The organism is Salibacterium halotolerans (genome assembly GCF_900115625.1).
Lineage (GTDB): Bacteria > Bacillota > Bacilli > Bacillales > Marinococcaceae > Salibacterium > Salibacterium halotolerans.
In genome coordinates, this window is sequence record NZ_FOXD01000001.1 from 15,766 (window position 1) to 39,749 (window position 23,984).

Annotated in this window: 20 protein-coding genes; 18 read left to right on the forward strand and 2 right to left on the reverse strand. The window is 46.0% G+C overall.

Annotated elements, in window-relative coordinates; genetic code table 11:
- Window positions 1-148 precede the first annotated feature (148 nt).
- The 4 genes from BM124_RS00075 (at window position 149) to BM124_RS00090 (ending at window position 4,051) form a co-directional block, all read left to right on the forward strand.
- Window positions 149-1,108: a C-terminal binding protein gene (locus tag BM124_RS00075; protein WP_093334612.1), complete on the forward strand. Its 960-nt coding sequence runs from the start codon at window positions 149-151 to the stop codon at window positions 1,106-1,108.
- Window positions 1,109-1,126: 18 nt separating this feature from the next.
- Window positions 1,127-2,167, forward strand: coding sequence for a DctP family TRAP transporter solute-binding subunit (locus tag BM124_RS00080; protein ID WP_093334613.1), 1,041 nt, complete (start codon window positions 1,127-1,129; stop codon window positions 2,165-2,167).
- A gap of 93 nt (window positions 2,168-2,260) precedes the next feature.
- On the forward strand, window positions 2,261-2,728 hold the full coding sequence (locus BM124_RS00085) for a TRAP transporter small permease (RefSeq protein ID WP_093334614.1): 468 nt from the start codon (window positions 2,261-2,263) through the stop codon (window positions 2,726-2,728).
- A gap of 45 nt (window positions 2,729-2,773) precedes the next feature.
- The gene (locus BM124_RS00090) at window positions 2,774-4,051 is read left to right on the forward strand and encodes a TRAP transporter large permease (protein ID WP_093334615.1); all 1,278 of its coding nucleotides are present in this window, start codon (window positions 2,774-2,776) and stop codon (window positions 4,049-4,051) included.
- A gap of 191 nt (window positions 4,052-4,242) precedes the next feature.
- Here the strand turns inward: BM124_RS00090 and BM124_RS00095 are convergent, their stop codons facing one another.
- Window positions 4,243-4,461: a family 1 glycosylhydrolase gene (locus BM124_RS00095; RefSeq protein ID WP_093334616.1), complete on the reverse strand. Its 219-nt coding sequence runs from the start codon at window positions 4,459-4,461 to the stop codon at window positions 4,243-4,245.
- Window positions 4,462-4,506: 45 nt separating this feature from the next.
- Entirely contained in the window at window positions 4,507-6,717 is a 2,211-nt protein-coding gene (locus tag BM124_RS00100; protein WP_170840879.1) for a YcdB/YcdC domain-containing protein, read from the reverse strand.
- Window positions 6,718-7,037: 320 nt separating this feature from the next.
- Here BM124_RS00100 and BM124_RS00105 point away from each other — a divergent pair, with 320 nt between their 5' ends.
- The 14 genes from BM124_RS00105 to BM124_RS00170 all read left to right on the forward strand — a co-directional run bounded on the left by BM124_RS00105 (window position 7,038) and on the right by BM124_RS00170 (window position 23,907).
- The gene (locus tag BM124_RS00105) at window positions 7,038-8,375 is read left to right on the forward strand and encodes a four-carbon acid sugar kinase family protein (protein WP_093334618.1); all 1,338 of its coding nucleotides are present in this window, start codon (window positions 7,038-7,040) and stop codon (window positions 8,373-8,375) included.
- A gap of 30 nt (window positions 8,376-8,405) precedes the next feature.
- The gene (locus BM124_RS00110; RefSeq protein ID WP_093334619.1) at window positions 8,406-9,026 is read left to right on the forward strand and encodes a GntR family transcriptional regulator; all 621 of its coding nucleotides are present in this window, start codon (window positions 8,406-8,408) and stop codon (window positions 9,024-9,026) included.
- 21 nt (window positions 9,027-9,047) lie between these two features.
- The gene (locus tag BM124_RS00115) at window positions 9,048-10,085 is read left to right on the forward strand and encodes a zinc-dependent alcohol dehydrogenase (protein WP_093334620.1); all 1,038 of its coding nucleotides are present in this window, start codon (window positions 9,048-9,050) and stop codon (window positions 10,083-10,085) included.
- A 1-nt stretch (window position 10,086) separates the two neighbouring features.
- Window positions 10,087-11,094, forward strand: coding sequence for a TRAP transporter substrate-binding protein (locus tag BM124_RS00120; protein WP_244504175.1), 1,008 nt, complete (start codon window positions 10,087-10,089; stop codon window positions 11,092-11,094).
- A gap of 16 nt (window positions 11,095-11,110) precedes the next feature.
- Window positions 11,111-11,611, forward strand: coding sequence for a TRAP transporter small permease (locus tag BM124_RS00125; RefSeq protein WP_093334621.1), 501 nt, complete (start codon window positions 11,111-11,113; stop codon window positions 11,609-11,611).
- The gene (locus BM124_RS00130) at window positions 11,608-12,876 is read left to right on the forward strand and encodes a TRAP transporter large permease (RefSeq protein WP_093334622.1); all 1,269 of its coding nucleotides are present in this window, start codon (window positions 11,608-11,610) and stop codon (window positions 12,874-12,876) included. Before BM124_RS00125 ends, BM124_RS00130 begins: the two co-directional genes overlap by 4 nt.
- 19 nt (window positions 12,877-12,895) lie before the next feature.
- Window positions 12,896-13,549, forward strand: coding sequence for a class II aldolase/adducin family protein (locus BM124_RS00135; RefSeq protein WP_093334623.1), 654 nt, complete (start codon window positions 12,896-12,898; stop codon window positions 13,547-13,549).
- 155 nt (window positions 13,550-13,704) lie between these two features.
- Entirely contained in the window at window positions 13,705-14,313 is a 609-nt protein-coding gene (locus BM124_RS00140; protein ID WP_093334624.1) for a flavin reductase family protein, read from the forward strand.
- Between the two features lie 525 nt (window positions 14,314-14,838).
- The gene (locus tag BM124_RS00145) at window positions 14,839-15,330 is read left to right on the forward strand and encodes a sigma-70 family RNA polymerase sigma factor (RefSeq protein ID WP_170840880.1); all 492 of its coding nucleotides are present in this window, start codon (window positions 14,839-14,841) and stop codon (window positions 15,328-15,330) included.
- Window positions 15,331-15,537: 207 nt separating this feature from the next.
- A complete protein-coding gene (locus BM124_RS00150) occupies window positions 15,538-16,704 on the forward strand; it encodes a helix-turn-helix domain-containing protein (protein WP_093334626.1) in 1,167 nt (388 codons plus the stop codon).
- A gap of 120 nt (window positions 16,705-16,824) precedes the next feature.
- Window positions 16,825-17,127: a hypothetical protein gene (locus tag BM124_RS00155; protein WP_093334627.1), complete on the forward strand. Its 303-nt coding sequence runs from the start codon at window positions 16,825-16,827 to the stop codon at window positions 17,125-17,127.
- 280 nt (window positions 17,128-17,407) lie between these two features.
- Window positions 17,408-18,784 (forward strand): TolC family protein, encoded by a 1,377-nt coding sequence (locus BM124_RS00160; protein WP_093334628.1) that lies wholly within the window; start codon window positions 17,408-17,410, stop codon window positions 18,782-18,784.
- 393 nt (window positions 18,785-19,177) lie between these two features.
- Window positions 19,178-20,785, forward strand: a complete 1,608-nt coding sequence (locus BM124_RS00165) for an efflux RND transporter periplasmic adaptor subunit (RefSeq protein ID WP_212634918.1) — start codon at window positions 19,178-19,180, stop codon at window positions 20,783-20,785.
- Window positions 20,782-23,907 carry an efflux RND transporter permease subunit gene (locus BM124_RS00170; RefSeq protein ID WP_093334630.1) on the forward strand — a complete coding sequence of 1,042 codons (3,126 nt, stop codon included), beginning with the start codon at window positions 20,782-20,784 and terminating at the stop codon, window positions 23,905-23,907. Before BM124_RS00165 ends, BM124_RS00170 begins: the two co-directional genes overlap by 4 nt.
- Window positions 23,908-23,984 lie beyond the last annotated feature (77 nt).

Here is a 23,984-nt window from a genome sequence, read left to right on the forward strand (position 1 = left end):
AAGAAAAGTTTTGATTAAAAACAAAAGTTAGAAGTAGCGCTTTCTAATTCGTTTATTTATCTGTTGATTTTAACTGCATGAAACAGCCGTTACTTTTATTCCTCTGCTACATAAGGACGTAAATGAAATTTATAAGGAGTCGGTGATGATGAAAGTAGTTATAACTGATCGTACTTTTGAAGATTATGAAATTGAAAAGGAAGTTTTAGAACCTCTCGGCTGTGAGTTAGTTGTTGTTGATTACACCAATGAAGATGACTTGATTGAAGCCGCTAAAAATGCTGATGGTCTGCTCAATGCCCTGGCCCCGGTATCAGATAGAGTGATTCAATCCATACCTGAGTTAAAAGTGATTTCAAGATATGGCATCGGCGTAGATACCATAGATATTCCGGCAGCTACGGAAAGAAGTATAAGAGTAGCAAACGTACCTGATTATTGTATAGAAGAAGTTTCAGACCATGCACTTGCTTTAATTATGGCTTTCAAAAGAAAGATCGTGCAACTGAATAATAATGTGAAAAACTATTATACATGGAGTGTTTTTGATGAGACTCCGATTAGGCGATCTTCTTCAGAAAAAATCGGTCTCATAAGTTTTGGTAATATAGCCCGTGTCACGGCCACCAAATTAAAAGCTGTAGGATTCGAGGTTCTTGCCTATGATCCTTACTGCAGTCAAGAAACTGCAGAAGAGTTTGGAGTAAGGTTAGTTTCTAAAGACGAACTTTTACATGAGTCCGATATTATCAGTGTACATGCCCCGCTCACAAAGGAAACAAAACATATCATAAGCGATGATGAACTAGACGCTATGAAAGCAACAGCTGTACTGATTAATACAGGAAGGGGGCCTATTATTGAAGAAAAGGCACTAATTAAAGCGCTGCAAAATAATCAAATCGCTGGAGCTGCTTTAGATGTGATAGAAAATGAACCAATTAGCGGTGATAATCCACTGGCCCACATGGATAATGTGGTTTTGACTCCGCATGCGGCGTTTTACTCAGAAGAATCCGTTCACGAATTAAAGAAAAAGACTGCTTTAAATGTTTATGATGTTTTACAAGGAAAAAATCCTAATTACTGGGTTAATAAAAAAGTATGATCGGGGAAGGTGAATAAAATGTTTCTTAATAAAAAATTTATTTCTTATACGCTCTCATCCAGTCTGATATTGTTTGCGTTGTCTGCCTGCGGATCAGAAAATTCAGATAGTGAAAGCGCATCCGGTGAAAATAATAACAATAATGAAAGCGAATTTACTATGGAAGTTGCTGCCGGAACAATGAGTCCTGAATTTTCCCTTGCTAAAACATGGAGATATTTTGAAGAGGAATTAGAGAGCCAGACGAATAACCGTATCAATGTGGAACTGTATATTAACGGTGAATTGGGAGGAGATAGAGAGCTTACAGAAGCAGTGCAATTAGGAGAAATTGATGCTGTAGCTCCTTCAACTGGGGCTATTACAGGAATAAATGAAAAATTTGGTATCTACGATTACCCGTTTTTATTTGAAAACAGGGAACAGGCCTACGAAAAGCTGGATGGTGAACCTGGTCAGCAGCTGTTAAATTCTTTGGAGGAAGATGGCATGAAAGGTCTGGGTTACTTTGAGAACGGTTTTAGGAATTTGACAAATAACCAAAGACCGGTAAAAACATTGGAAGACCTTCAAGGACTTTCTATAAGAACAATGGAAAATGATATCCACATTGATGCTTGGAATACCCTTGGGGCAAATCCCACGCCAATGTCTTTTGAAGAATTATATACAGCGTTGCAGCAAGGAACAATTGATGGTCAGGAAAATCCGGCAGGTTTGATTAGAGATAACAACTTATATGAAGTTCAGGATTATTTAACGGTTTCTAGACATGTGTACAGCCCTTACGTTATTCTGGCGAATCTCAACTTTTACAATAGCCTGCCGGATGAACTGCAAACAACTTTGGATGAAGTTACAAGAGATGCTATTGAATATAACCGAAGCTTGACTGTTGAAGAAGAAGAGGATGCTTTAAACACTCTTGAGGAAGAGGGAATGGAGGTCACTGAACTCGCTGAAGGAGAAGTTGAGAGATTTAAAGATGCATTAGAGCCGGTATACGAGGAATATCAAGACACTATTGGATCGGATATCGTATCGATGTTCAGAGAATAAGGAGCATAAATAGTTGATGGCTGGAACTATTTATTCGATTTCATTGTTCCAGCCTTTGTTAAAAGTAAATTGCCAGGATAAGGGGGAAAGAAAATGTCCGTTCTAAAAACAATAAATGAATCGATTGAAGAGTGGTTGCTTACATTATTTCTAAGCATAGCTGTTGCTTCTATTTCTGTTCAGATTTTTATGCGTTTTTTCTTAAATTCGTCTCTTAGTTGGTCAGAAGAATTAGCTAGGTATTGTTTCATATGGTTAATATATATAGCTATAGCCTACGGAGCGAAAAAAGCCAGGCATATTACATTTGATACTCTTTATGACAGTCTTCCCGATAAAGGAAAAAAAATAATGGATGTCGTCGCGCAGATATTGTTTGGCTTATTTGCCTGCTTAATGGTTTATTATGGTCTCAGTGTGATGCAGACCATTCTAAGCTATGGTCAAACGAGCCCGGCTTTGGGAATAAATATGGCATTGGTATATTCAGCTGTTCCTGTCGGTATGTTCTTGACAGTCATTAGACTCATTCAAAATCTTTATAACTCTATAAAATATTAGGACGAGTCAGCGGGAAATGAAAAATCTTGATGAGGAGAAATAAGAATGACTTCATTAATATTGTTTGGGACTTTTATTTTATTATTTCTAATCAGGGTGCCTATAGGAATATCTTTGGGTATCGCGAGCTTTGTGACTATTATATATAATGGAACTGTTTCTCCTTCATACTTAGCTCAAGGATTAACCACTACCACTGACTCTTTCCCTTTAATGGCTGTTCCTTTATTTATATTAGCCGGTGAGATTATGGGAAAGGGTGGTGTATCCAGAAGGCTTTTTGACTTTGTGAAGATGATAGTTGGTAATATCACTGGTGGAATAGCGATAGCAACAGTAGCCACTTGTATTGTCTTTGCAGCAATTTCAGGCTCAGGTCCTGCCACTGTTGCAGCTATTGGTGGAATGGTTATTCCTATGATGGTCGAGAGAGGATATGATAAAAAGTTCGCTACAGCTTTAGTAGCATGTGCGGCAACTATTGGCGTTATCATCCCTCCCAGTATTCCCATGGTTATCTATGGTGTATCTTCATCTACCTCGATTGGAGACTTATTTCTTGCGGGGATTATCCCGGGAATTGTTATTGGTATTGTGTTAATGATTTATAGTTATTTTTATGCAAAAAAGAATAACTACGACCAACTAACGGAAAAATTCACATGGTATAAGTTATTTAATACATTTCTAAATGCCTTTTGGGCTTTATTAATCCCTGTCCTTATCCTTGGTGGTATATATGGAGGAGTTTTCACACCTACTGAAGCAGCTGCCGTAGCCGTCGTCTATGGGCTTTTTATAAGTATATTTATCTACAAAGAATTAAAACCTAAACAGGTTTATGAAGTGTTTGTGAACGCTTCATTAACGACGGGAGTTATTTTAATTATCACTGGATCGGCAAATGCTTTTGGTAGAATTTTGACTATTGAACGCATTCCTGATCAAATCAGTACATTAATGACAAGTGTATCGGATAATAAAATCATTATATTACTGATGATAACAGTCTTTTTGTTGTTTGTAGGGACATTTATGGATACCCTGGCAGCGATTATTATATTAACACCAATATTGTATCCTATTGCGACTGAACTTCAAGTCGATCCAGTGCATTTTGGGGTTATTATGGTAGTGAATCTAGCTATAGGGTTTATCACTCCGCCATTGGGGGGGAACCTGTTTGTCGCCGCTGGTATCACTGGAATGCCTATATGGGATATTGCCAAGAAAGTATTTCCAATGTTTATTCTAATGCTCATAGTTTTACTACTGTTTGTCTTTAATGCCGATATAAATATACTGATGCCTGGTTCCAATTAATTACCTAAGAGGTTTGAAAAAACTTTTATCGCATTTAAATATACATGTAATAATATTCCTTATGTGATCAAACGAAAATCCCTCCAACACTCATTCAAGCTACAGTTTATTTGTTCCCTGCAGGATTTCAGTTATTCCTTTTCTCTTTGTACAATACCTAGGTAGTAATAACAAAAAGCTGGGCTTTTCTCTTATTGAGAAACACCCAGCTTTTTTGATGTGGTATAATTGTGAATTATATCTTTTTTCATTTCTCCAGTACCGGCACTGACAATATCAATACATCTCCAAGAAGTATAGCTGATAACCGGAATTCCATCGTTTATTGCTTTTTCTATTTGTGTAAGATGATCACGCATATAGTAAGTATTTTCATTGTTCTCAATGTTAATCTTATTGTAGATTCGCATTAAAAAGCTGTCCCCGGGGTTCCTTTTCCGGGGACAGCTTTTTATTTACTGGTTATTCGGTTGTTTCTCCGCGAGTCGGAAGCAGGTGACCGCTAAATGAGCCAGGGTCACGTCATCGTCCGGGTTGAATTGATTGTCGCTTCCCTGCAGGATTCCTTCCGCATGGGCCAGAGCGACGTGCCCGGCATATTCTTCGGATATCTCATTCGTATCTTCAAATGGAAGACTATAAATGTCTTTGTGCTTGGCTGCCTGCTCCAGGTTCAGGATGCGGACAATCCAGACGGCAAGTTCTTCGCGGGTCAAGGTTTCGTCAACGGGGAAGGTGCTGTTTTCCGAATTGATAACCCCCGACTCGACGGCCTGCTCCACTACCTGGAAGGAAGAATGGTCCGGCTGAATATTTTCAAATGTTGCTGTTTGTTCTTCATTTGGATTGCCTGGATAGAAACTTTCCATGGACTTCATCAGCATTTCCAGGGCGGTGCCTTTGGACACGGCTTCATTCGGTTTCAATTCTTCCCCTTCATCGGCGGAAAGGATGCCGGACTGTACCATATAATTGATTTGGTCGGCTGCCCAGTGATCCGTGATGACCTCTTCTGTCGACGATTCATTTTGAGTGAGCTGCGGTTCCGTCCATTCACCGGCTGCCGCATCATAATAAAGACCGTTCGATTGATACGAAGGCTGATAGATAAGATGGTACGTATTCGTATCCGCCTGCAGGTCATGAGAGGCATAAGATAACTCAGCATTCAGTTCGTTTTTGTAGTCCTGCAGGGCTGTTTCTTTATCCACCGCATTTTCAGGGTCCGGCCAATTTGTAATATCACCGTTGCGCCGATTGTTAAATGAAACAAGCTCTCCATCTTCCGCAGAAACCGTGATGTGTAACGAGCGGCCCTGTACAGGAAGGCCGTTTTTCACCTGTGGAAAAGAAAAGCGGTACGTCCCTTCAATACCGGAGTTTGAGATTCCGTTGTCAACGGGATACGCGTATTCGTGCACAAAGGAACTGCCGTACGTTTCTGCAGCTTCTACTGCAGCTTCCAACGCTTCTTCTCTTGATAAGTTTTTCTCCAGCGAGCGCTCACTGTAATCAACGTTTCGGAAACTTACAATATCGCCGGTTTCTTTTTCCACAACAACACTCGTACCGTGGCCGGAGTTACCGCGCTGTATCATATACTGGAGAGAAAACACGGCGACACCGTTTCGTTCCGTCTCCTGGACAGACCGGATATTTAATTCAGCGTCCTCTGAAACGGTTAATAAATCCTTAGCCATTTGTTTCACATCCTCGCGCGACACAGGGGACGTCTTTTCCTCAAGAGGCTCTTCGCGCAGACGATTCAACTGCTCCTTTTCCGGCAGTTCGGAAACAAAGGAGTTGTTTATACTCCACTCCCCGGTTTTGGCGTGAACTCCCTGAATGGTGGGAGAAGGAACGTACACCAGACTGACGTTTTCCTCATTCGTTGTATAATCACGCTGGACAGCATACTGCAGGCGCAGGTCCAGGTTCTCTTTGATGGATGTTTCTGCTTCTTCTTTTGCCACGATACCTTCCTGATCTTCATAGGAAGCGGACTGCTGGTATGTACCATTGCTGTAACGGGACAGCTCGCCGTTTCCGAGTACCGTTGCGTGAATCGTCTGATTTTGTACCGGGATGCCATTTTTCATACGCTGGAAAGTAAATTGATATTGTACAGGCTCCGTCAGCGTTTGGTTGCCCGCAATGATAGTTGGGCGCTGCTGTTCACTTAACGTATAGTCCCCGGCTGCAGTATTATTTACAAATTCCCGGGCCACGTCCTCTGCTTCCTGTTGTGTCACCTCAGCCGGATACAGCGCATCCGGAACATTGCCGGGCTGATAGTTAAAACTCTGCAGCTGCAGCTCTTCCCCGATAAAACGTACATTTCCATACACCCGTTTACCATCAGTGGTTTCTCTATCAAAACTTAAATGATGGGTCAGGACGTCCTCCTCACTTCCAGGTCCGCGAAGATGGCTCATGCGGAAATCGCTGTTCTCAAGAGAATCAAATCTGGAAGGAAACAATTCATTGAAACGATTGATCAAATCTTCCTTCGTGAAATTGACGTCGGCAGAACTTATCTTCACCATCTGCTCATCCGCGGCCTTTACTTGATCAGTGCCCGCTTCTTCGGCGGAAACTCCGGAAGCATAGGCACTAACCGCCAAGGCGGCAGATAATGAAATAACCCCTAATTTTCTGGAATTCATGCAAAACCCTCCCATAGATTAAACCTAAAAATATCGTACCAAAGTCTACCAGCACCTGTCACGCATCGGTTTTTGTCGAATGTTGCGATGATGCAGCTTTCACTGCCAGTGGATTGCGCTCGTAAATAATCCAGAGAGATGCTGCACGAAAAACACTTATTTCAATGAATTATATGGCGCTGAACAAACACGTTTCTTATACCGATAATGTTTTTATGAAATTGAACCTTGGTGTTGATTTGTCCATTAAGTTGTGATAGATTTCTTTTAGATATAACTTAGATCTAAGTTGGATTTCATATGCAGAGGAGTTTGAATATATGGACAATCGTGTTCTTCTGGCGTTTTATGGAGACGATTTCACTGGTTCAACCGATGCGATGGAAGCGCTGCATCGTTTCGGACTACGAACGATATTGTTTTTGGATGTACCTACAGAGTCCATGCTGGAGCAGTTTGAAGGTGTTCAGTGCATCGGTATAGCAGGTACGGCCCGGGCCAAAAACCCCGCCGGCATGGAGAAAGAACTGACACCGGTGTGGAGCTTGTTTCAGAGCATTCGCCCTTATTTTGTTCATTACAAAGTATGCTCCACCTTTGATTCTTCTCCGGAGGTGGGCAGCATCGGCTTTGTGAGTGAGTTGTCCCGCCGGTATTTTAAGGGATCCACTTATCCACTGTTGGTAGGAACGCCGGATTTGGGGCGTTACACGGTATTTGGCAGTCATTTTGCAAATTTTCACGGGAACGTTTTCCGTCTTGATGAACATCCTGTCATGTCAAAACATCCTGTGACGCCGATGGATGAAGCAGATCTTGGCAAGCATCTGCAGAAGCAGACAAGTCAGTCAATTGGATATAAAACAGTACTGGATATGGAGAAGGAGTCACCTGAGCCTACCGTTCTGGAAGATACAGAAGACATCACTATTTTCGATGCTCTGGAAGAAAAGCACATGAACTGGTTTGCAGACGTAATGTGGGCATCCAGGCAGGATGAACCTCAATTCTTGATCGGCTCTTCCGGTATTGAATTTGCTATGGCTGCTAAATGGAAAGCCGAAGGACAGACAAACGCGTACGAGCAGACAGCACAAGCGCAGGATATTGAACAAATGCTGGTCGTATCAGGCAGTGTGTCCGATGTTACGAAGAAGCAGCTCGAGCAGGCAGAAGAGGCAGGATTTCACTTGGAGCAGGTTCCTTATGAGCTGCTTACGTCTGAGGAAACATTGGGTTCCTTTATCCAACACGTCCTGACTCTTCTGGAGCAGAAGAAGAAAGTTGTGTTGTACACAGCGAAGGGTCCCTCCGATGAAGCGATTGAAAAGACGAGAACCCACCTGCAAAACGAAGGAATCGCAGAGGAAGACATGGGTATTTATCTTGGAAAACGGCTGGGAGAGTGGACAAAACACATCATGGAACAATCTTCTCTGCGCAGGCTAGTGATTTCAGGCGGCGATACATCCGGCTTTGTCACATCGCAGCTGGGTATCTATGGTCTGGAAGTGCTGGAATCCACCGCGCCTGGTGCTCCGTTATGTCATGCCTACTCTGATGATAAACGTTTCAACGGGCTGGAAATAGCTTTGAAAAGTGGGCAGCTCGGCGGAGAGGCCTTCTTTGAGAAAGTATTCCAAGCTGGAAAAGAATAATGGATCACGCTAAGAAAGGTGGCAGAAACCATGTTGTTAAAAGATGCCGCGTATCAAAAAATTAAAGAAAAAATACTGGAAGAAGAGTACCCTCCTGGAGAATTTCTGTCGGAGCGGACGTTAATAAATGATCTGCAGATGAGCAAGACACCGATTAAAAATGCGTTGACCCGCCTCGAAGCGGAAGGGTTTGCAACCGTTTCTTCCAAACAGGGTATTCTTGTCCACGATTTATCGGTGGAGCGGATCAACAATATCTATAATCTTCGGATAGCGCTGGAGACGTTCACCTGTGAACAGTTGTATCCACGTATTACAGAAGACCAGCTGAAGGAGTTGGAGAAGAATCTCGAAGAAACCAGGCAGACAGCTGAGACTCTTGATGTCAAAACGTTTGCCAATCTGGATCATGAATTTCATCTAACAATCAGTGAAATTGCAGGAAACAGTGAGATTACACGTATTTTGATCAATTACCAGGATCATCTGCTGCGGATTACGTTGCGCCACTTGAAAAAAGATCCCACAAGGATCCGGAAGTTCTATGAAGACCATATGCAGTTGTACGAAGCACTAAAAAACAATGACCCGGAAAGTGTAGAGGTTATGAGGACGCATCTTCAGGAATCGAAGCAGATGTTGTTTCAGTAAAGAATAAGGGAGTGGAGAATCATGAAGGCAGTTTTTGTAGAAGACGCGGAACAGGTAGAAGTGAGAGACATTGACACACCGGAAATCAAAGCAGATGAGGTGCTGATTAAGGTTGCTGTGGCAGGAATATGCGGATCAGATATCCATACGTATAAGGGTCTTCATCCTTTCCGGAAGCCGCCTGTTGTAATTGGGCATGAGGTAGCGGGAGAGGTTGTAAGTATTGGAAGCGATGTTACACATGTCAAAGTTGGAGACCGGGTAACGGTCGAACCGCAGCTTGGTACAGGAGAGAGTGAAGGAGAAATGACCGGTCATATCAATTACTCGGATGAGAGACTGGCCCCTGGGATGGATACGTGGCTTGGAACGATGGCTGATTATTTCGTGTCTCCAGAATCTTTGATTATCCCTCTTCCTGATTCAGTCAGCTATGACCGTGGTGTCTTAACGGAACCACTCGCTGTCGGTGTTCATGCCGCACAGAAAGCCGGTATTCACCCGGATGACCGGGTGGCAGTGATTGGCGCCGGACCGATCGGGTTGTTGACGCTTGCTGCAGTGCGGGCTAAAGGAGCTGAAAACACAATCGTAACAGATGTGCTGGATTACTCATTGGAAAAGGCGGCGGATCTTGGCGCTAAAGAAACATACAACATTAAAGACGACCAGTACTGGATCAGCCATGTGAAGGAGACCATGGGTGGTTCCTTTGACAAAGTTTTGATCACAGCTGGCGTTCCCGGGATTATAAACGACTCTCTTAAACTGCTGAAAAAAGGCGGGCGCGCCGTCACCGTCGCTATGTTTCATGGGCAGCAGCAGCTGGATGTGGAACAGCTCCAGCAGCAAGAGAAAGAACTTGTTGGATGTATGACATACAACCGCCCGGATACAGAAGAAGCCTTACACATTATTGAAGCGCAGACCATTCCGGTGGAAAACGTTATCTCCCACCGGCTCGAAGTACAGGAGGCTGCATTGGGGTTCAGAATGGTGGATAAGAAAGAAGATGAATCTGTCAAAGTATTAGTGACCTTTAACGAAGAGGAGGAATAGTGTGAAAAACGTGAAAACGCTTGCTGTCTCAGCCATGATACTGGTTCTGACACTCGCGGGATGTTCACAGGGAACCGGCTCGTCCAAAACGGCAGAAGCCGGTTCTGTGACAACCCTTCGGCTCGGACACATTCAAAACGAGGAACATGCCTGGCACCTTGGTTCTAAGCGCTTTGCCAAACTGGTAGAAGAGAAAACGAATGGATCTGTCGAGGTCGATTTGTATCCAAGCTCTACGCTCGGCTCGGATCGTGATCTTGTAGAAGGGATGCAGATTGGATCGGTTGACTTTGCTCTGGTTGCCGGTGTGCTTTCGAACTTTCATCCGGAATACGCGATTCTCGAACTACCTTATCTATTTGAGAATAATGAACACTTAAGAAACTTTTTATACGGCGAGGGCGGTGAAAATCTTCAAGCGGACATGCTCGAACAAACCGGTGTGAGAGGGCTGGAATTCTTCATCCGCTCCCCTAGACTGCTAACCGCCAATAAACGTGTGGAAACACCTGAAGACCTCAGCGGTGTGAAAATAAGAGTACCGAATATCGAAGCGTCCGTGGAAGGCTGGGATGCGATGGGGGCCAACCCTACTCCAATGAACTTCAGTGAAGTGTATTCTTCTCTGCAGACAGGAGTCATTGATGCCCAGGAAAATCCTGCGTCGTTCATTACAAATGCAAAGCTGCAGGAAGTGCAGGATTACCTTATGATGACGGAACACGTATATGGCTACGTGCAGCTGCTTATGAGTGATAAGACTTACGAAAAACTGACTGTCAGTGAGCAGAAAGCCGTGGAAGAGGCGGCACTTGAAGCAAGGAAATATCAGAATGAGCTCGTTTCGAAACAGCAGGAAGAAGCGATGCAGACGATGCGAGAGGCTGGAATGGAAATCGTGGAAGTAGATAGGTCATTATTCAGCGAAAAAGTTCAAACCGTCAATAAAAAGCTTGCGAACAAATATGGACGGGAACTATATGACGAAATAGTAGAGATGAGAGAGTAAAAAGGAGGTTTGCAGAATGCAGCAGTATATAACGGCTGTTGAATATGTGAATAAATGTGTGAAATACGTGGCATCCATAATGTTTGTTGCGCTGGCTGTTCTTGTATTCTTTCAGGTGATTACGAGATTTGTGATTAATTTTCCGTTAGCGTGGTCGGAGGAAATCTCCCGTTACCTAACCATCTATATTGTATTTCTTGGTTCAGCACTGGCTGTTAGAAATAAAGAGCATATTGCAATTGATTTTTTATTCGACATTGTAAGCGCTGCAAAGAAGAAAAAACTTCAGCTCATTGTTTCCATTATTTCAACTGTGTTTTTTATTATTCTTTGTTATTACGGCACCGTGTTAACCATTACAGTGATTGGGCAGGTCACACCAACTCTGCAATTCTCGATAGCATGGGTGTATGCCGCAGTTCCGATCGGTTCCTTTGTTATGGCGTTAAACAGCATTGCTAATATTTTGAATTCAGCGATTGGAAATGAAAACGCTGCAGGGGGTGAAACACCTTGATTACGGCACTAGTTATATCACTTATTGTATTGTTTGTACTTGGAGTACCGGTTGCGGTAGCACTGGGTTTATCGACGAGCCTTGCTCTTTTGATTGAAGGGGGGACGCCGCTTGTTGTGCTCGCTCAGCGTGCCTTCGTATCGCTTGATTCTTTTCCGCTGCTTGCAATCCCGTTGTTTATTCTGGCTGGTGTCATTATGGAATTTGGCGGGATATCCCAGCGCCTTATTAACTTTGCAAACGCATTAACGGGGCATTTCTCCGGAGGTCTGGCGATGGTAACAGTAATTACGACAATGTTTTTTGCTGCAATATCCGGATCGAGCATTGCAGCAACGGCGGCACTAGGCTCTATTTTAATTCCGGCTATGGTCGAAAGAGGATACCACCGTGATTTTGCCGGAAGTGTGCAATCGGTATCAGGAACTCTTGGTATTATCATACCACCCAGCATTCCCCTGATCCTTTATGGTACCGCAGCAGACGCATCCATCGGTGATTTGTTCATAGGAGGCGTACTTCCGGGGGTTCTTGTCGGCGCAGGATTGATTATTACGGTCATTATTATTTCCAAAAAACGCGGGTACAACCGTGAAGCAAAGACCAGCACTGGTGAACTTGGAAAAGCCTTTGTGCAGACCATTCCTGCTTTAATCATGCCGTTCATTATTTTAGGTGGTATTTACAGCGGTATCTTTACCGCCACAGAAGCAGCCGGCGTCGCTGTGGCTTATGCCTTTATTATCAGCACTGTTTTTTATCGTTCGATCTATTTTGGCAATATTGGGAAAATATTAAATCAAGCCATTTCCACCACGTCTACTATCATGTTTATTATTGCGGTGGCAGGACTTTTCAGCTGGGTACTGACCATTGAAAATATTCCGCAGCAGGTTGCCGGGTTTTTCACCTCGATTTCAGATAATCCTTCTGTATTCCTTCTGTCTGTCGTTGTACTGTTGTTGATTGTAGGGATGTTTATGGAAACGAACGCTTCAATAATCATCCTGGCACCAATACTCGCACCTGTCGCACTGGAACTGGGTATAGACCCGATTCATTTCGGAATGGTGATGATTGTGACACTGGCGGTCGGTATGGTGACACCTCCACTGGGATTGAATTTATTTGTAGCTGGTCGTATTGCCAACTTACGACTGGATGAACTAGCAAAAGGAATGATTCCTTTTTATGTGGCCGTCTTGCTGACGCTTCTTATCATTATATTTGTCCCGCAGGTTTCTACTGGTTTGCTGAGTTTATAACAAAGGAGAGGAATATAAAATGGAACACCTTACGACAGTAAAAGAATTACACGAAGCAGGTTTGTTTATGAAAGAAAATGATCTTGTATGGGGAACTGCCGGCAATATCAGTGCAAGAGCAGGAGAGAATCAATTCTATATTTCGGCAAGCGGCACCCGTGTCGGCCATATGGAGATGGACGGTTTTTCTCTATGCTCTTTCGAAGAAGGATGGGTTTCCGGAAAAAAACCATCCAAAGAATTCAACATGCATCGTGCCGTGTATGAAGAACGTCCGGAAATCGGAGCGATTCTTCATGCATCCCCTTTCTACAGCACATTAATCGCCTGCTCCGATGTGGAACTGCCTTCGAATTATTTTGTGGAGGCTATGTATTATCTTGAAAGGGTAGAGCGAATTCCGTATTGTCACCCGGGCAGTCGGGAGCTTGCTGATGCTGTGAAAGAAAAAGCAAAGGATACGAACGTCATGCTTCTCGAAAATCATGGCATCCTCATTTACGATGAAAGTATCAAAGAAGCCCGGATGGCTCTGCAGACGATGGAGTATACCGCTAAAATGCACATTACTGCAATAGAAAAAGGTATTACCATGCAGGGATTGAATAAAGAGCAGGAGCAGGACTTTCTGCTTAACTCCGGGTACAAACCCGTGAGAGACTGGCCGAGGTAATATCTAGTGTTCTATTTTCAATAATGAATGGAAAGAAAGCCGTTGTGTCACCTTAACGCAGCGGCTTTTTGCTGCCAGCGCATTCCCGTTAGTTTCTGAATGCGTGGAGAAGGGAATAATAGTTTGGTTGAAAGATGGAAAGGAGATGCATACGCATGCCAGGTAACCATGCAGAAACGTTTGATCCGGCGGTGGAGGATACGCAGAATTTTTATAAAATCATGACGGGGTCTGTCGTGCCGCGGCCGATCGCGTGGGTGACGTCGAGGAGCAGCGAAGGCGTGCTGAACCTGGCGCCGTTCAGCTTTTTCACGGTAGCTTCGAGGCAGCCGGCGACACTGGCGATATCGATCGGACCGGGTATCCAGGAACGGACAGGGACGGTGAAAGATACGTTGACCAACATCCGCGAACGCGGCGAATTCGCCATTAACATCGTTTCCTGTGAGCTGGGGGAGAAGATGCAGACTTCCGCCCGGAGTGTGGCGCCTGAAGTCGATGAAGCGGCGGAAGCGGGAGTCACACCATATCCGTCGGAAACGATAGATATTCCGCTGGTGCAGGAAGCGCCGATCGCGTTTGAATGTGTGCTGGATCAGATCGTGCCGGTCGGGACCGATCATCTCGTACTAGGACGTGTCCAGCGCGCCCATGTAGAGACGGCCGCCTATCTCGGCGATCATAAAATCGACCTCGATTCCCTGAATCCGCTCGCCCGCCTCGCCGGAGACTATGCCGGCCTGACGCAGCGCTTCTTTCTGTAGTGGCAGCATCGATAAAGTGGAACGTTTTGAACGTAAATATCCGGACGAGTATCCGAAGTGCCCTGCGTGGCACTAGGTACCGTCCGGATTTTTGTGTTTATCGCGGTATGCACGTGCGCGGGTTCGGTCGGTGGACCGGGTGTTACCGGCGGACTTTTGTCGAATACAGGCCAAACGGCATGCTTTACAAGCCAAAGGCACCATAATACAAGCGGGGCCCGCCGGTACCGGCCAAACCGGGAGGAATACATGCCGAATCCACCCAAATACATGCCAAACAACCTCACTTACCTGCCAAACCTTGAAGCACCCCATGGATCCAGGTGTCGAAACCCAATGAAACTTCATTACCGATTCGTTTAACATTGAAGCGGCAGTCTTTAATGGTTGGCGGTTTCCCGGCGGAAATTCAAATTCCCTATGTCGGGTCCTGACATTTAGCAGGGTGCGCGGCACCGGGTTTTCGCTTACGCTGAAGCTACCATGGAATAAAGCGGCGGCGCGCCGGCCGAAAAGGTTAGAATGATGAATCAGGCACTGGGCATTTCGTTTGAAGAAGTGGCGGAAGATTTCACACCGCTTGTGACAGGTATGATTAAGCGGCTCCGGATCTACAAGAATCAGGAAGAGTTTATGCAGGTGGGGTTTATCGCGTTATGGAAGGCGTATGAACGTTTCGATGAGACGAAAAATGTGCCGTTCTCCTCTTACGCGTATATTACGGTGAAGGGGGAGATGCAGGAACAGCTGCGCAAAGATTCGGTGCACGAGGAGCGGTATACACCCAGTGATTTCGAACATACTCCCGAACCGCCGGCGCCTGATACCGCCAGCCTGTTTCTGGAACTGGACAGCCTGCGCCCGTATCTTGACAGGCTCACCCTGCGCGAGCAGGACTGGGTACTTGAGTACAGCATCCACGGCCGCGGCATTAAGGAGATTGCCGCGCGCTTTTGCGTATCGCCCCATACCGTCAAAGACTGGCGTAGGTCCGCCCTTAAAAAGTTACGTAAATAGTAAAAACAGAGACTGTCTGAACTATAACGTTCAGGCAGTCTTCATGTTAGGAATAACAAATCTCTTTGGTACATACATCTTAATTTTTGCCATTTTGTTTAAAAAACAGACGAGTGCATTTAAGCAATATATAATAGGACAAAAATACCACTAATTTTGTAGTTTTACAGCTGATGACATGCAAGAAGCAGGGGGGGAGATGCATCGATGACAATCACAAAGGCCACGGAAACTAAAATAAATGAACTGGTAGATGTATTGACCGACACGACAAATATTCCTGCGGGTTTCTATACCGAAAGCTTCTCTATCACGTCAACTTCCTTTATTGCATGGGAAACGAACAAAGAGGGTTTCTCGCTGTTTCAGCTTTTGAATGACAGCTCTCAGACGGCAGAGTGTTTTCTATATATTGCAGAGCATGATATTTATTATTTCTCCGTATGGATTCCGGCGCTGCATGGTTATATGCTGACAGGTCCCTATCATACGACCGATGATAGTCCGGGGAAGGAACTGCTTCAATTAGACGTGAATGTATCCAGAAGTACTGGTGACATTTCCGTAATATCAAAGCATCACCATGTAATAACTATATCTAACAGCCTCATAAGGCACTATTTCTATTATTATCCCGGATTTTTACGGGAGTATGACTGGATGACGGCAGATATATTCCAGGCTGAAGTCGAGAACGTGGAATATCCATATGAACAGGAAAGAAAGTTTCTGGAATATTTTAAGAGTGCAGATCCTGAAAGCTATACAATGCTTCAGGTTATGGAGGAAGATTCCAGTATTACTTTTGGTTCCACAGATTCAATCCGTCATTCGAAAAACAAACTGATAGTACTGGAGACAATACTGGTCCGGGCGATGATTGAATCAGGTGTTGCTGCATCTGAAGCTTTGAGAATTTCAAATGGGTTTCTTTTTACAATAGAAAAGACGTCTAATCTCACCGATTTGCATGAACTACAGAGAAAAATTTTTGATGCATTTTATTTTTTGATCCACCAACATTGTAATACCCATCACAGTCCGTTTGTCCAAAAAATTCGTGATTTTATTCAGCGCCATTTGAGGGAGCCGTTGGATGTGAGAGCTGTGGCCGATTATATGAATATATCAAAAGGGCACTTGTCCACACAGTTTAAGAAAGAGTGCGGTGTGACGTTAAAACATTATATATTGGAGCGCAAAATCGAAGAAGCGAAACGGTTGATTCTTTTTACCGAACACACCCTCTCAGGAATTGCGGCATTATTATGCTTTAATGATCAGACGTATTTCACAAAAGCGTTTAAACGCATTACAGGGCAGACACCTCTTCAGTATCAAAAGAAAAGTTATTCAGGCCGGCGGAAAAATTGAAAAACTGAAAAAATTGGAACACAGATAACAAAATGGCAAAAAGTAAGATGGAAACACCATACAAATTACTTATTTTTACTAAAATGGGATGCAGTCTTTTATGAGAAAAGGAGATACATGATGAAACATCCGAATTTTTCGATTTATATGAGCGAATATGTTGAAAACGAAGTGGACAAAGATTTGGCAGCATTTGCTGTGCGTATTACAGCTGACGAAAGGTTTGAAGACGAGTGGGAGACTTTTGAGTTTTTCCCGCACGATGGCAGACAATACGTAATCCGGAGTCAGAACCATCCGGCCAAATGCAAAGGATACCAGCTTCAGGTTTCCGGCGGCATACATACAGAAACCATCCTGGTAAAAAAGGAAGAAGACAGAATTAAACTGTATACTTCAAGAGAATGCGTCTTACAACTATAATAATGAATCTGTTTTTACAGCCTGGGGGAAGTTAGAAAGGCTGCAGTATCTATGGAATAGGTATTATTAATGAAAAGACAGATACTCTGAAAAATTCATCTAACGAAGATATATACTTAATTGCCGCGGGGAGATACATCACCCGCGGATTTTTTTTCACAGAATTATAATGGCTTTTTTGTTTTCCTTCCGGTTCATTTACGTTATAATAGCAACTGATTAGTGAAGGAAACTATTAAGAAATCTAAACAATTATTTCTTGCAGATAGGGGAGGAGAACATGAAACGCATTTTTTCTGCGGGGTTGGCGGTGCTCTTTGTTTCTTCCGGGCTGACCGGTGCGGTATCGGCTCAGGAAGCGGAAAATCAGGAACAGGAGCAGGCATCGGAGCAGCCGGAAGAATCGACGTCAGGAGAAAACCAGCAGACCGACAGTGAGCAGTCCCAGGAAGATCTTGTACAGACGTTAACGATGGAGCAGGCGGTGGACGCGGCACTGAACGATAATTCATCATTGATTCTCATGAATTACCGGCTTGATAACATCCGAAGCCAGATTGAGGGCTCCGAAGATGACTACAGTGATCTGCAGGATGACCTCGATGATCTAGACGATCAAATGGACGAACTCCGTGACATGGCAGGTTCTTTCCAGCAGCGTCTGAAGATTCAGAATCAACAGGAGACAATAGAAGACAACCTGGACAGTCTGGAAGATTCAATCCGGCAGTTGAATTCCAATGAAATTCAGATCCGCTATAACCGGGAACAGGCACACCGTAGTGCGGAGCTTTCTGCGAAGTCCACGTTTGTCCAGCTGCTCATGCAGCAGAACCAGATAGAAATGACGCAGGCATCTCTTGAGAACCAGAAGCAGCAGACGTCCAACGTCGAGCGCCGGGTCGAAATCGGCACCGCGCCGGAAAGTGAATATGAGACCTCACAGCGTGAGGTAAGACGGCTTCAGAACAATCTCGCCGACGCGCGTTCGCAGTACAATCATGATCTGGCAATGTTCGCTCTCGACATCGGGATTACCTACCATGAGGACCTGACGCTGAAAGCACCGGAATTAGGAAAACTGGAGCCGATTCAGCAGACAACAGAGACAGAAAAACTCATTGAAGAATCTTTCAGTATGAAGAACGCGCAGGAAGCGTTGGACCTCGCCGAATACAACCGGGAGCAGACGCAGAATGATGAAGACGCCACCAGTGCTGAAAAAGAACAGGCTGATATCAGCGTGCAAACAGAACAGGAAAATATCGCTCAGCTGCGGCAGAACCTGCGGACGTCGATAAACAGCACGTTCCAGCAGGCACAGACGCAGTACCAGGCTGTGCTGCAGGCCCGTGATGAAGTCAGCTACGCTGAGGCGGATGTCGAGGACCTTCGTGTTCAGGCCGAGATCGGCGTGATTCCACAGTCTGAATACGACCTGGCCGGCATCCAGGTTGATCAGGCCGAGCAGGAATTGACTTCCGCCCGCTGGAACCTGTTTCTCATTAATGAGCAGATTAAAGCGATGCAGGACGGACTCGTACAGCAGTCCGGTGGTGCATCACAGCCTGCCGCCGGCACCGGTGGATCAGCTGGATCTGCTTCGGGAGGAGGTTCCTCTGCAGGAGGATCCGGACAGCAGGCATCTGCACAATAGGGACGAAAAACTGCAGGGGGATATACTCCCTGCAGTTTTTTATGGGAATCTAAGCGTTTACAGCCATAATGTGAAGAGTTTATGAACTTCAGTAAATGAGTTGACCCTTTAGTTCTTTTGCCTTATATTACGAATAGTTAAGTTTTTAAATAGTTATGTGATATAATTATTTATTGGAAAAACAGGAAGGGGATCTCTTATCGATGATGGAAACACGTTATCTATGATATCCTTTACCATAGATGCATAATCATAATATCCGGGGCTGTACATGTTTTTTAAAACTTTAAAACTATTGGAGAGAATGGGGGAGACGGTGAATTGAAGAGCCGCCTTAATTTGAAAAGACGACTATCACATACATGGAAACTGTCAGCCGGCCTTCTGGTGATTATGGTGATCGCCGGGTGTTCGTCGGCTGAGGTGGGTTCGCAGCAGGAAGCCGTAACGGTGGAGACACAGGAAGCAGAGATAGGGGATCTCACAGGAGAGCGTATCGTGAACGCTACGACGCAGTCGCTCTCGGAAGTTTCTCTCACGCCTGAATTGACCGCAGATGTCACAGAAGTGCTCGTGGAAGAAGGCGAGCAGGTAGAGCAGGGACAGGTACTGGCGCGGCTGGATGATTCTTCTTTGCGCAATACACTGCAGCAGGAGCGTGCTGCATTAGAGGCTGCCCAGAGTAATGTTGAGGTGTCTAAAGCCGGAGAAAGAGGAGCAGAAGCAAGTGTCGATCAGCAGCAGGCGGCGCTTGAGAATGCGAACCATTCCATCCGCCAGGCTGAAGAACAGCTCAACCGGGCACAGATTGATCTAGAGCAGGCCAGAGCGAACCGCTCAGATGAGATTGAGAATGCGGAACAGGCTCTGCAGACTGCCGAGCGGAATCTGCAGACCGCCAAAAATGAACGGAACCGCAGCCAGCAGCTTTATGACGAAGGTTTGATTTCAGAACAGGAGCTGGAGAACGCGAAGACCGCTGTGCAAGATGCACAGGACAGCGTAACGGAAGCGGAGAACAGTCTGGAACAGACCAGACAGGAATATAATATCGAACAGCTGCAGTCCCAGGTGGAAACAGCGCAGTCCAATCTGCAGCAGGCGCGTGATTCCAAAAAGGAAATCCGGGCAAGAATTGAATCTTCAAACGCCTCTGTGGATGAAGCAGAGGGTAATACCGATAATGCCCAGGCCAGTGTAGAACAGCAGCGCCAGGCTGTGCAGCAGGCTGAAGAGAACCTTCAGGATGCTGTTGTGACAGCTCCCAGTTCCGGCAGGGTACTGACGGTGGCGGTGGATCCCGGGGAGTATTATTCCCAGCAGGAAGCGATGATAACCATTGGTGAAATGAATACGCTCAATGCCACGGCAACCGTCACGGAAGAACAGTTGTCCAGTTTTGAAGAAGGGGCGGAGATGGATGTCCGTTTTCCTTCTATTGGAGAAACAAGAACCGGAACGGTAACCTATATCGCTGATTCTTCCAACGATAATGGTTTGTTTAACGTGGAAGTACAGGTGGAGAATCCTAATGGTGAACTGCGTTCCGGCATATACGCAGAGATTCTGTTGTATGAAACGTATGTCTCAGACGGACTTCTTGTACCGACCAGCTCTGTGATAAACGTGGACGGACAGTCTTCTGTCTTCATCCGTGAAGAAAATCAAGCGGTACTCGTACCGGTCGAAGTCGTGCGGGAAGAGTCCGATCTCACAGCTATTGAAGCAGATATAGAAGCAGGTACGCCTGTTATCACACGCGGACAGTACTTCCTGGAAGACGGAAGTGAAGTGCAGTCCCAGCAGGAAGTCGAAGAAAGTTCCCAGAATTCCTCCAGTGACTCCGGCAGTTCAGAAGAAGATGGATCCGGCGGGTCTGAAGAAGGAAACAGCGAAGAAAATCAGGAAAGCAGTAATGAAGAAAGTCAGCAAAACAATGCAGACTCATCCAGTTCAGAGAAAACGGCGCATGCCCCACTTAATGGAGGCATGACATCATGAATCTTTCCAGTTGGTCGGTAAAGCGGCCCGTCGGTATTTTCATGGCCGTGGCTATGGTCCTTGTACTGGGTCTGGTTTCATTTCGGAATCTGGCAATTAACCTATACCCGGACATGGAACTTCCGTTTGCTGTGGTCACTACAAGTTATGACGGGGCCGCTCCCGAAGATATAGAGGAAACCGTAACACAGCCGCTCGAGGATTCACTCAGTACCCTGGAAGGACTGGACACGTTGTCTTCCCAGTCTTCTTCAGGGTCATCGCTGATTCAGGTTCAGTTTGAATTCGGCACAGACCTCGATCAGGCGATGCTTGATATAAGGGAATCGATTGACGGTGCGTCAGCTCAGCTGCCGGAAGGAGCGGATGACCCTTCTGTCCTCAGTTTTGATCCGGATTCGCAGGCGATGATGTGGATTGGTATTTCCGGAGACACCGGGAATATGAATATGCAGCAGCTGGCCCAGGAACGGATTCAGCCGCAGCTGGAGCAGGGCTCCGGTGTAGCCAGCGCCAGTATTGAAGGACTCGAAGAACGAGAAATTGAAGCCCAGCTCCGCATTGAAGATTTGAACCGGTATCAGCTGACAGCCGATGATGTCGTCAACGCCCTGAATGCAGAAAATGACTCCGGATCGGTCGGAGAAGTGCAGAGCGGGGGGCAGGACCTGCAGCTCCGGGTCGACGGGGAATTCACGTCGGTTGAGGACATTGAGAACACGCTCATTCCGCTCCCGGACGGCGGCAATGTCCAGCTCAGTGATGTGGCGGATGTCGTTGATACAGTTGCGGATAATTCATCAGAAACGTATGTAAACGGCAGCTCCTCTGTCATGTTTTCGATTATGAAGCAGTCAGATGCCAACACAGTGGAAGTGTCGCAATCTCTGACCGACATTGTGAACAACCTAAACAATAATGAACTGGGAGACGGGGCACAGCTTGAAATAGTCTATGATTCTGCGGATTACATAGAATCTTCCATTAATAGTGTGTTCAACAACCTGTTGTTTGGCGCTCTATTTGCTGTCCTTGTGCTTCTTGCCTTTCTACGCAGTGTACGCGCCACGATGGTCATTGCTATTTCGATACCTATTTCGATTGTGGCGACATTCACTCTGATGTATTTCACCGGGGAGTCCCTGAACATTCTTACGATGGGGGGACTTGCGCTCGGGGTTGGTATGATGGTGGACAGTGCCATCGTTATTCTCGAAGGTATTTACAAGCATATTGAATACGGAAAATCGCGGAAAGAAGCTGCCATTGCCGGGGCAAAAGAGCTCGGAAGCGCGGTCGTTGCCTCGACGAGTACTACATTGGTTGTATTCCTGCCGCTTGTCTTTGTGCAGGGCATCTCGTCCGAGCTGTTCACACCGCTTGCCTTAACAGTTTCGTTTGCCCTGATTGCTTCCTTAATTGCAGCGCTGACGATCGTACCAATGTTTGCGTCCAAGTTCATTAAGGAAGAAAGTAAGAAACCGGATGAAAACAGCCGTTTCAACCGGCTGGGCCGCGCGGTGAACGACCGTTACCAGCGTATGCTGCGGTGGTCGCTGCGGTTCCGTAAGACGGTTATGCTTATGACGTTTGTGCTCGTGATAGGGTCGCTTGCCCTTGTTCCTGCTATCGGTGCGGTATTTATACCGGAATCCGACCAGGGTGAAATCGCGGTGAACGTGGAAACACCGGAAGCCTCCACGAAAGAAGAGACACGGCGCGCTGTACAGCAGGTTTGGAACATGCTTGAGCCGTATCAGGACAGTATTGATTCCACGTACAGCTCCCTTGGAGGAGGCGGCGGTGCCGCAGCAGCAGGAGGCGGCGGAGGCAGCAACACTGCTACCGTCAACATCTCGCTCGTCGATTCTTCCGAGCGGCAGATTGAGACGAGCGGCATGATTTCAGATCTGTCTGAACAGGCCGACCGGATTGCCGGCGCTGAGGTGTCCGTATCGAATGTCGCCTCCGGTGCGGCAGGAAGCGGTACTCCGATAACGGTAAGTATCAGCGGCCAGGAACAGGACGTTCTTCGGGACCTGGCGGAACAGGCTGTGTTTGAAGTAGAGAGTATACCGGGTACAATGAATGTTGAGAATTCTTCCGGAGAAGGAAGTCCTCAGCTTGAACTGAACATTGACCGGCAGCAGGCTTCTCAGTACGGTCTGACCTACCAGAATATTATGGGACAGGTGATGACGTCGTTTAACGGGCAGGTTGCGACCGAGTATAACGAAGAAGGGGAAGAAATCTCTGTAGAGGTTATTCTGCCCGGAAGCGCCAGAGAGCAGATTTCCGACGTCCGTAATCTGACACTGACGGGAGCCCAGGGAGCCGGCGTTCCACTTGCCGCGGTAGCGGAACTGAACGAAACGACCGGACCTACCCAGATTACAAGAGAAGACTCCCAGCGCCAGATTGACATCACCAGTGATGTCGCTCCCGGCTATGTGCTCGGCAGCGTATCCACCCAAGTGCAGGAAGCGATGAACAGCATGAATATGCCGGACGGCTATACCGTGGATTACGGCGGTGAGCAGCAGGATATGCAGGAAGCGTTCGGTGACCTCGGACTGGCGCTCGTTGCTTCTATCTTTCTTGTTTATGCCGTGATGGCGATTCAGTTTGAATCCTTTATTCAGCCTCTTGTTATCATGTTCTCGATTCCGGCTACGTTGATCGGTGTGTTACTTGGTCTGTTTATCACGCAGACACCGCTCAGTGTGACGGCCTTTATCGGGTTGATCATGCTGGCGGGAATTGTGGTGAACAACGCGATCGTACTCGTGGATTACATCAACCAGAGACGTTCCGATGGTCTCGAACGCGATGAGGCCATTATGGATGCAGGGCCATCCCGCCTCCGTCCGATTTTAATGACGGTGATGACAACGATCCTTGCAATGCTGCCGGTGGCTCTCGGCATTGGCGAAGGTGCCGAATCACAGGCGCCGATGGCGATTGTTATTGTCTTCGGGCTTGCATTCTCCACACTGTTCACATTGATTCTAATCCCTGTTGTGTACGCTTCGTCGGACAATATCGTGCTTTGGTTCAAGCGAAAAGCGGAAAACCGCCGGGAGAAGAAAAGGCTGAAAAAACAGCCGAAAGAAGAGATGTAACAAAATAGGCATAAAATCCCTGTACATCTTTGGGATTTTTGCCTATACTACGTTTTACCCAGCAGAAAAAGGAGAGG

What these genes read in the sequence shown, in the direction of transcription:
- BM124_RS00160 (WP_093334628.1), top strand. Translation starts at nt 17,408, where the DNA reads ATGAAACGCATTTTTTCTGCGGGGTTGGCGGTGCTCTTTGTTTCTTCC.
- BM124_RS00095 (WP_093334616.1), bottom strand. Translation starts at nt 4,461, where the DNA reads ATGCGAATCTACAATAAGATTAACATTGAGAACAATGAAAATACTTAC.
- BM124_RS00090 (WP_093334615.1), top strand. Translation starts at nt 2,774, where the DNA reads ATGACTTCATTAATATTGTTTGGGACTTTTATTTTATTATTTCTAATC.
- BM124_RS00135 (WP_093334623.1), top strand. Translation starts at nt 12,896, where the DNA reads ATGGAACACCTTACGACAGTAAAAGAATTACACGAAGCAGGTTTGTTT.
- BM124_RS00110 (WP_093334619.1), top strand. Translation starts at nt 8,406, where the DNA reads ATGTTGTTAAAAGATGCCGCGTATCAAAAAATTAAAGAAAAAATACTG.
- BM124_RS00170 (WP_093334630.1), top strand. Translation starts at nt 20,782, where the DNA reads ATGAATCTTTCCAGTTGGTCGGTAAAGCGGCCCGTCGGTATTTTCATG.
- BM124_RS00150 (WP_093334626.1), top strand. Translation starts at nt 15,538, where the DNA reads ATGACAATCACAAAGGCCACGGAAACTAAAATAAATGAACTGGTAGAT.
- BM124_RS00085 (WP_093334614.1), top strand. Translation starts at nt 2,261, where the DNA reads ATGTCCGTTCTAAAAACAATAAATGAATCGATTGAAGAGTGGTTGCTT.
- BM124_RS00125 (WP_093334621.1), top strand. Translation starts at nt 11,111, where the DNA reads ATGCAGCAGTATATAACGGCTGTTGAATATGTGAATAAATGTGTGAAA.
- BM124_RS00105 (WP_093334618.1), top strand. Translation starts at nt 7,038, where the DNA reads ATGGACAATCGTGTTCTTCTGGCGTTTTATGGAGACGATTTCACTGGT.
- BM124_RS00140 (WP_093334624.1), top strand. Translation starts at nt 13,705, where the DNA reads ATGCCAGGTAACCATGCAGAAACGTTTGATCCGGCGGTGGAGGATACG.
- BM124_RS00100 (WP_170840879.1), bottom strand. Translation starts at nt 6,717, where the DNA reads ATGAATTCCAGAAAATTAGGGGTTATTTCATTATCTGCCGCCTTGGCG.
- BM124_RS00145 (WP_170840880.1), top strand. Translation starts at nt 14,839, where the DNA reads ATGAATCAGGCACTGGGCATTTCGTTTGAAGAAGTGGCGGAAGATTTC.
- BM124_RS00115 (WP_093334620.1), top strand. Translation starts at nt 9,048, where the DNA reads ATGAAGGCAGTTTTTGTAGAAGACGCGGAACAGGTAGAAGTGAGAGAC.
- BM124_RS00080 (WP_093334613.1), top strand. Translation starts at nt 1,127, where the DNA reads ATGTTTCTTAATAAAAAATTTATTTCTTATACGCTCTCATCCAGTCTG.
- BM124_RS00075 (WP_093334612.1), top strand. Translation starts at nt 149, where the DNA reads ATGAAAGTAGTTATAACTGATCGTACTTTTGAAGATTATGAAATTGAA.
- BM124_RS00165 (WP_212634918.1), top strand. Translation starts at nt 19,178, where the DNA reads ATGGTGATCGCCGGGTGTTCGTCGGCTGAGGTGGGTTCGCAGCAGGAA.
- BM124_RS00155 (WP_093334627.1), top strand. Translation starts at nt 16,825, where the DNA reads ATGAAACATCCGAATTTTTCGATTTATATGAGCGAATATGTTGAAAAC.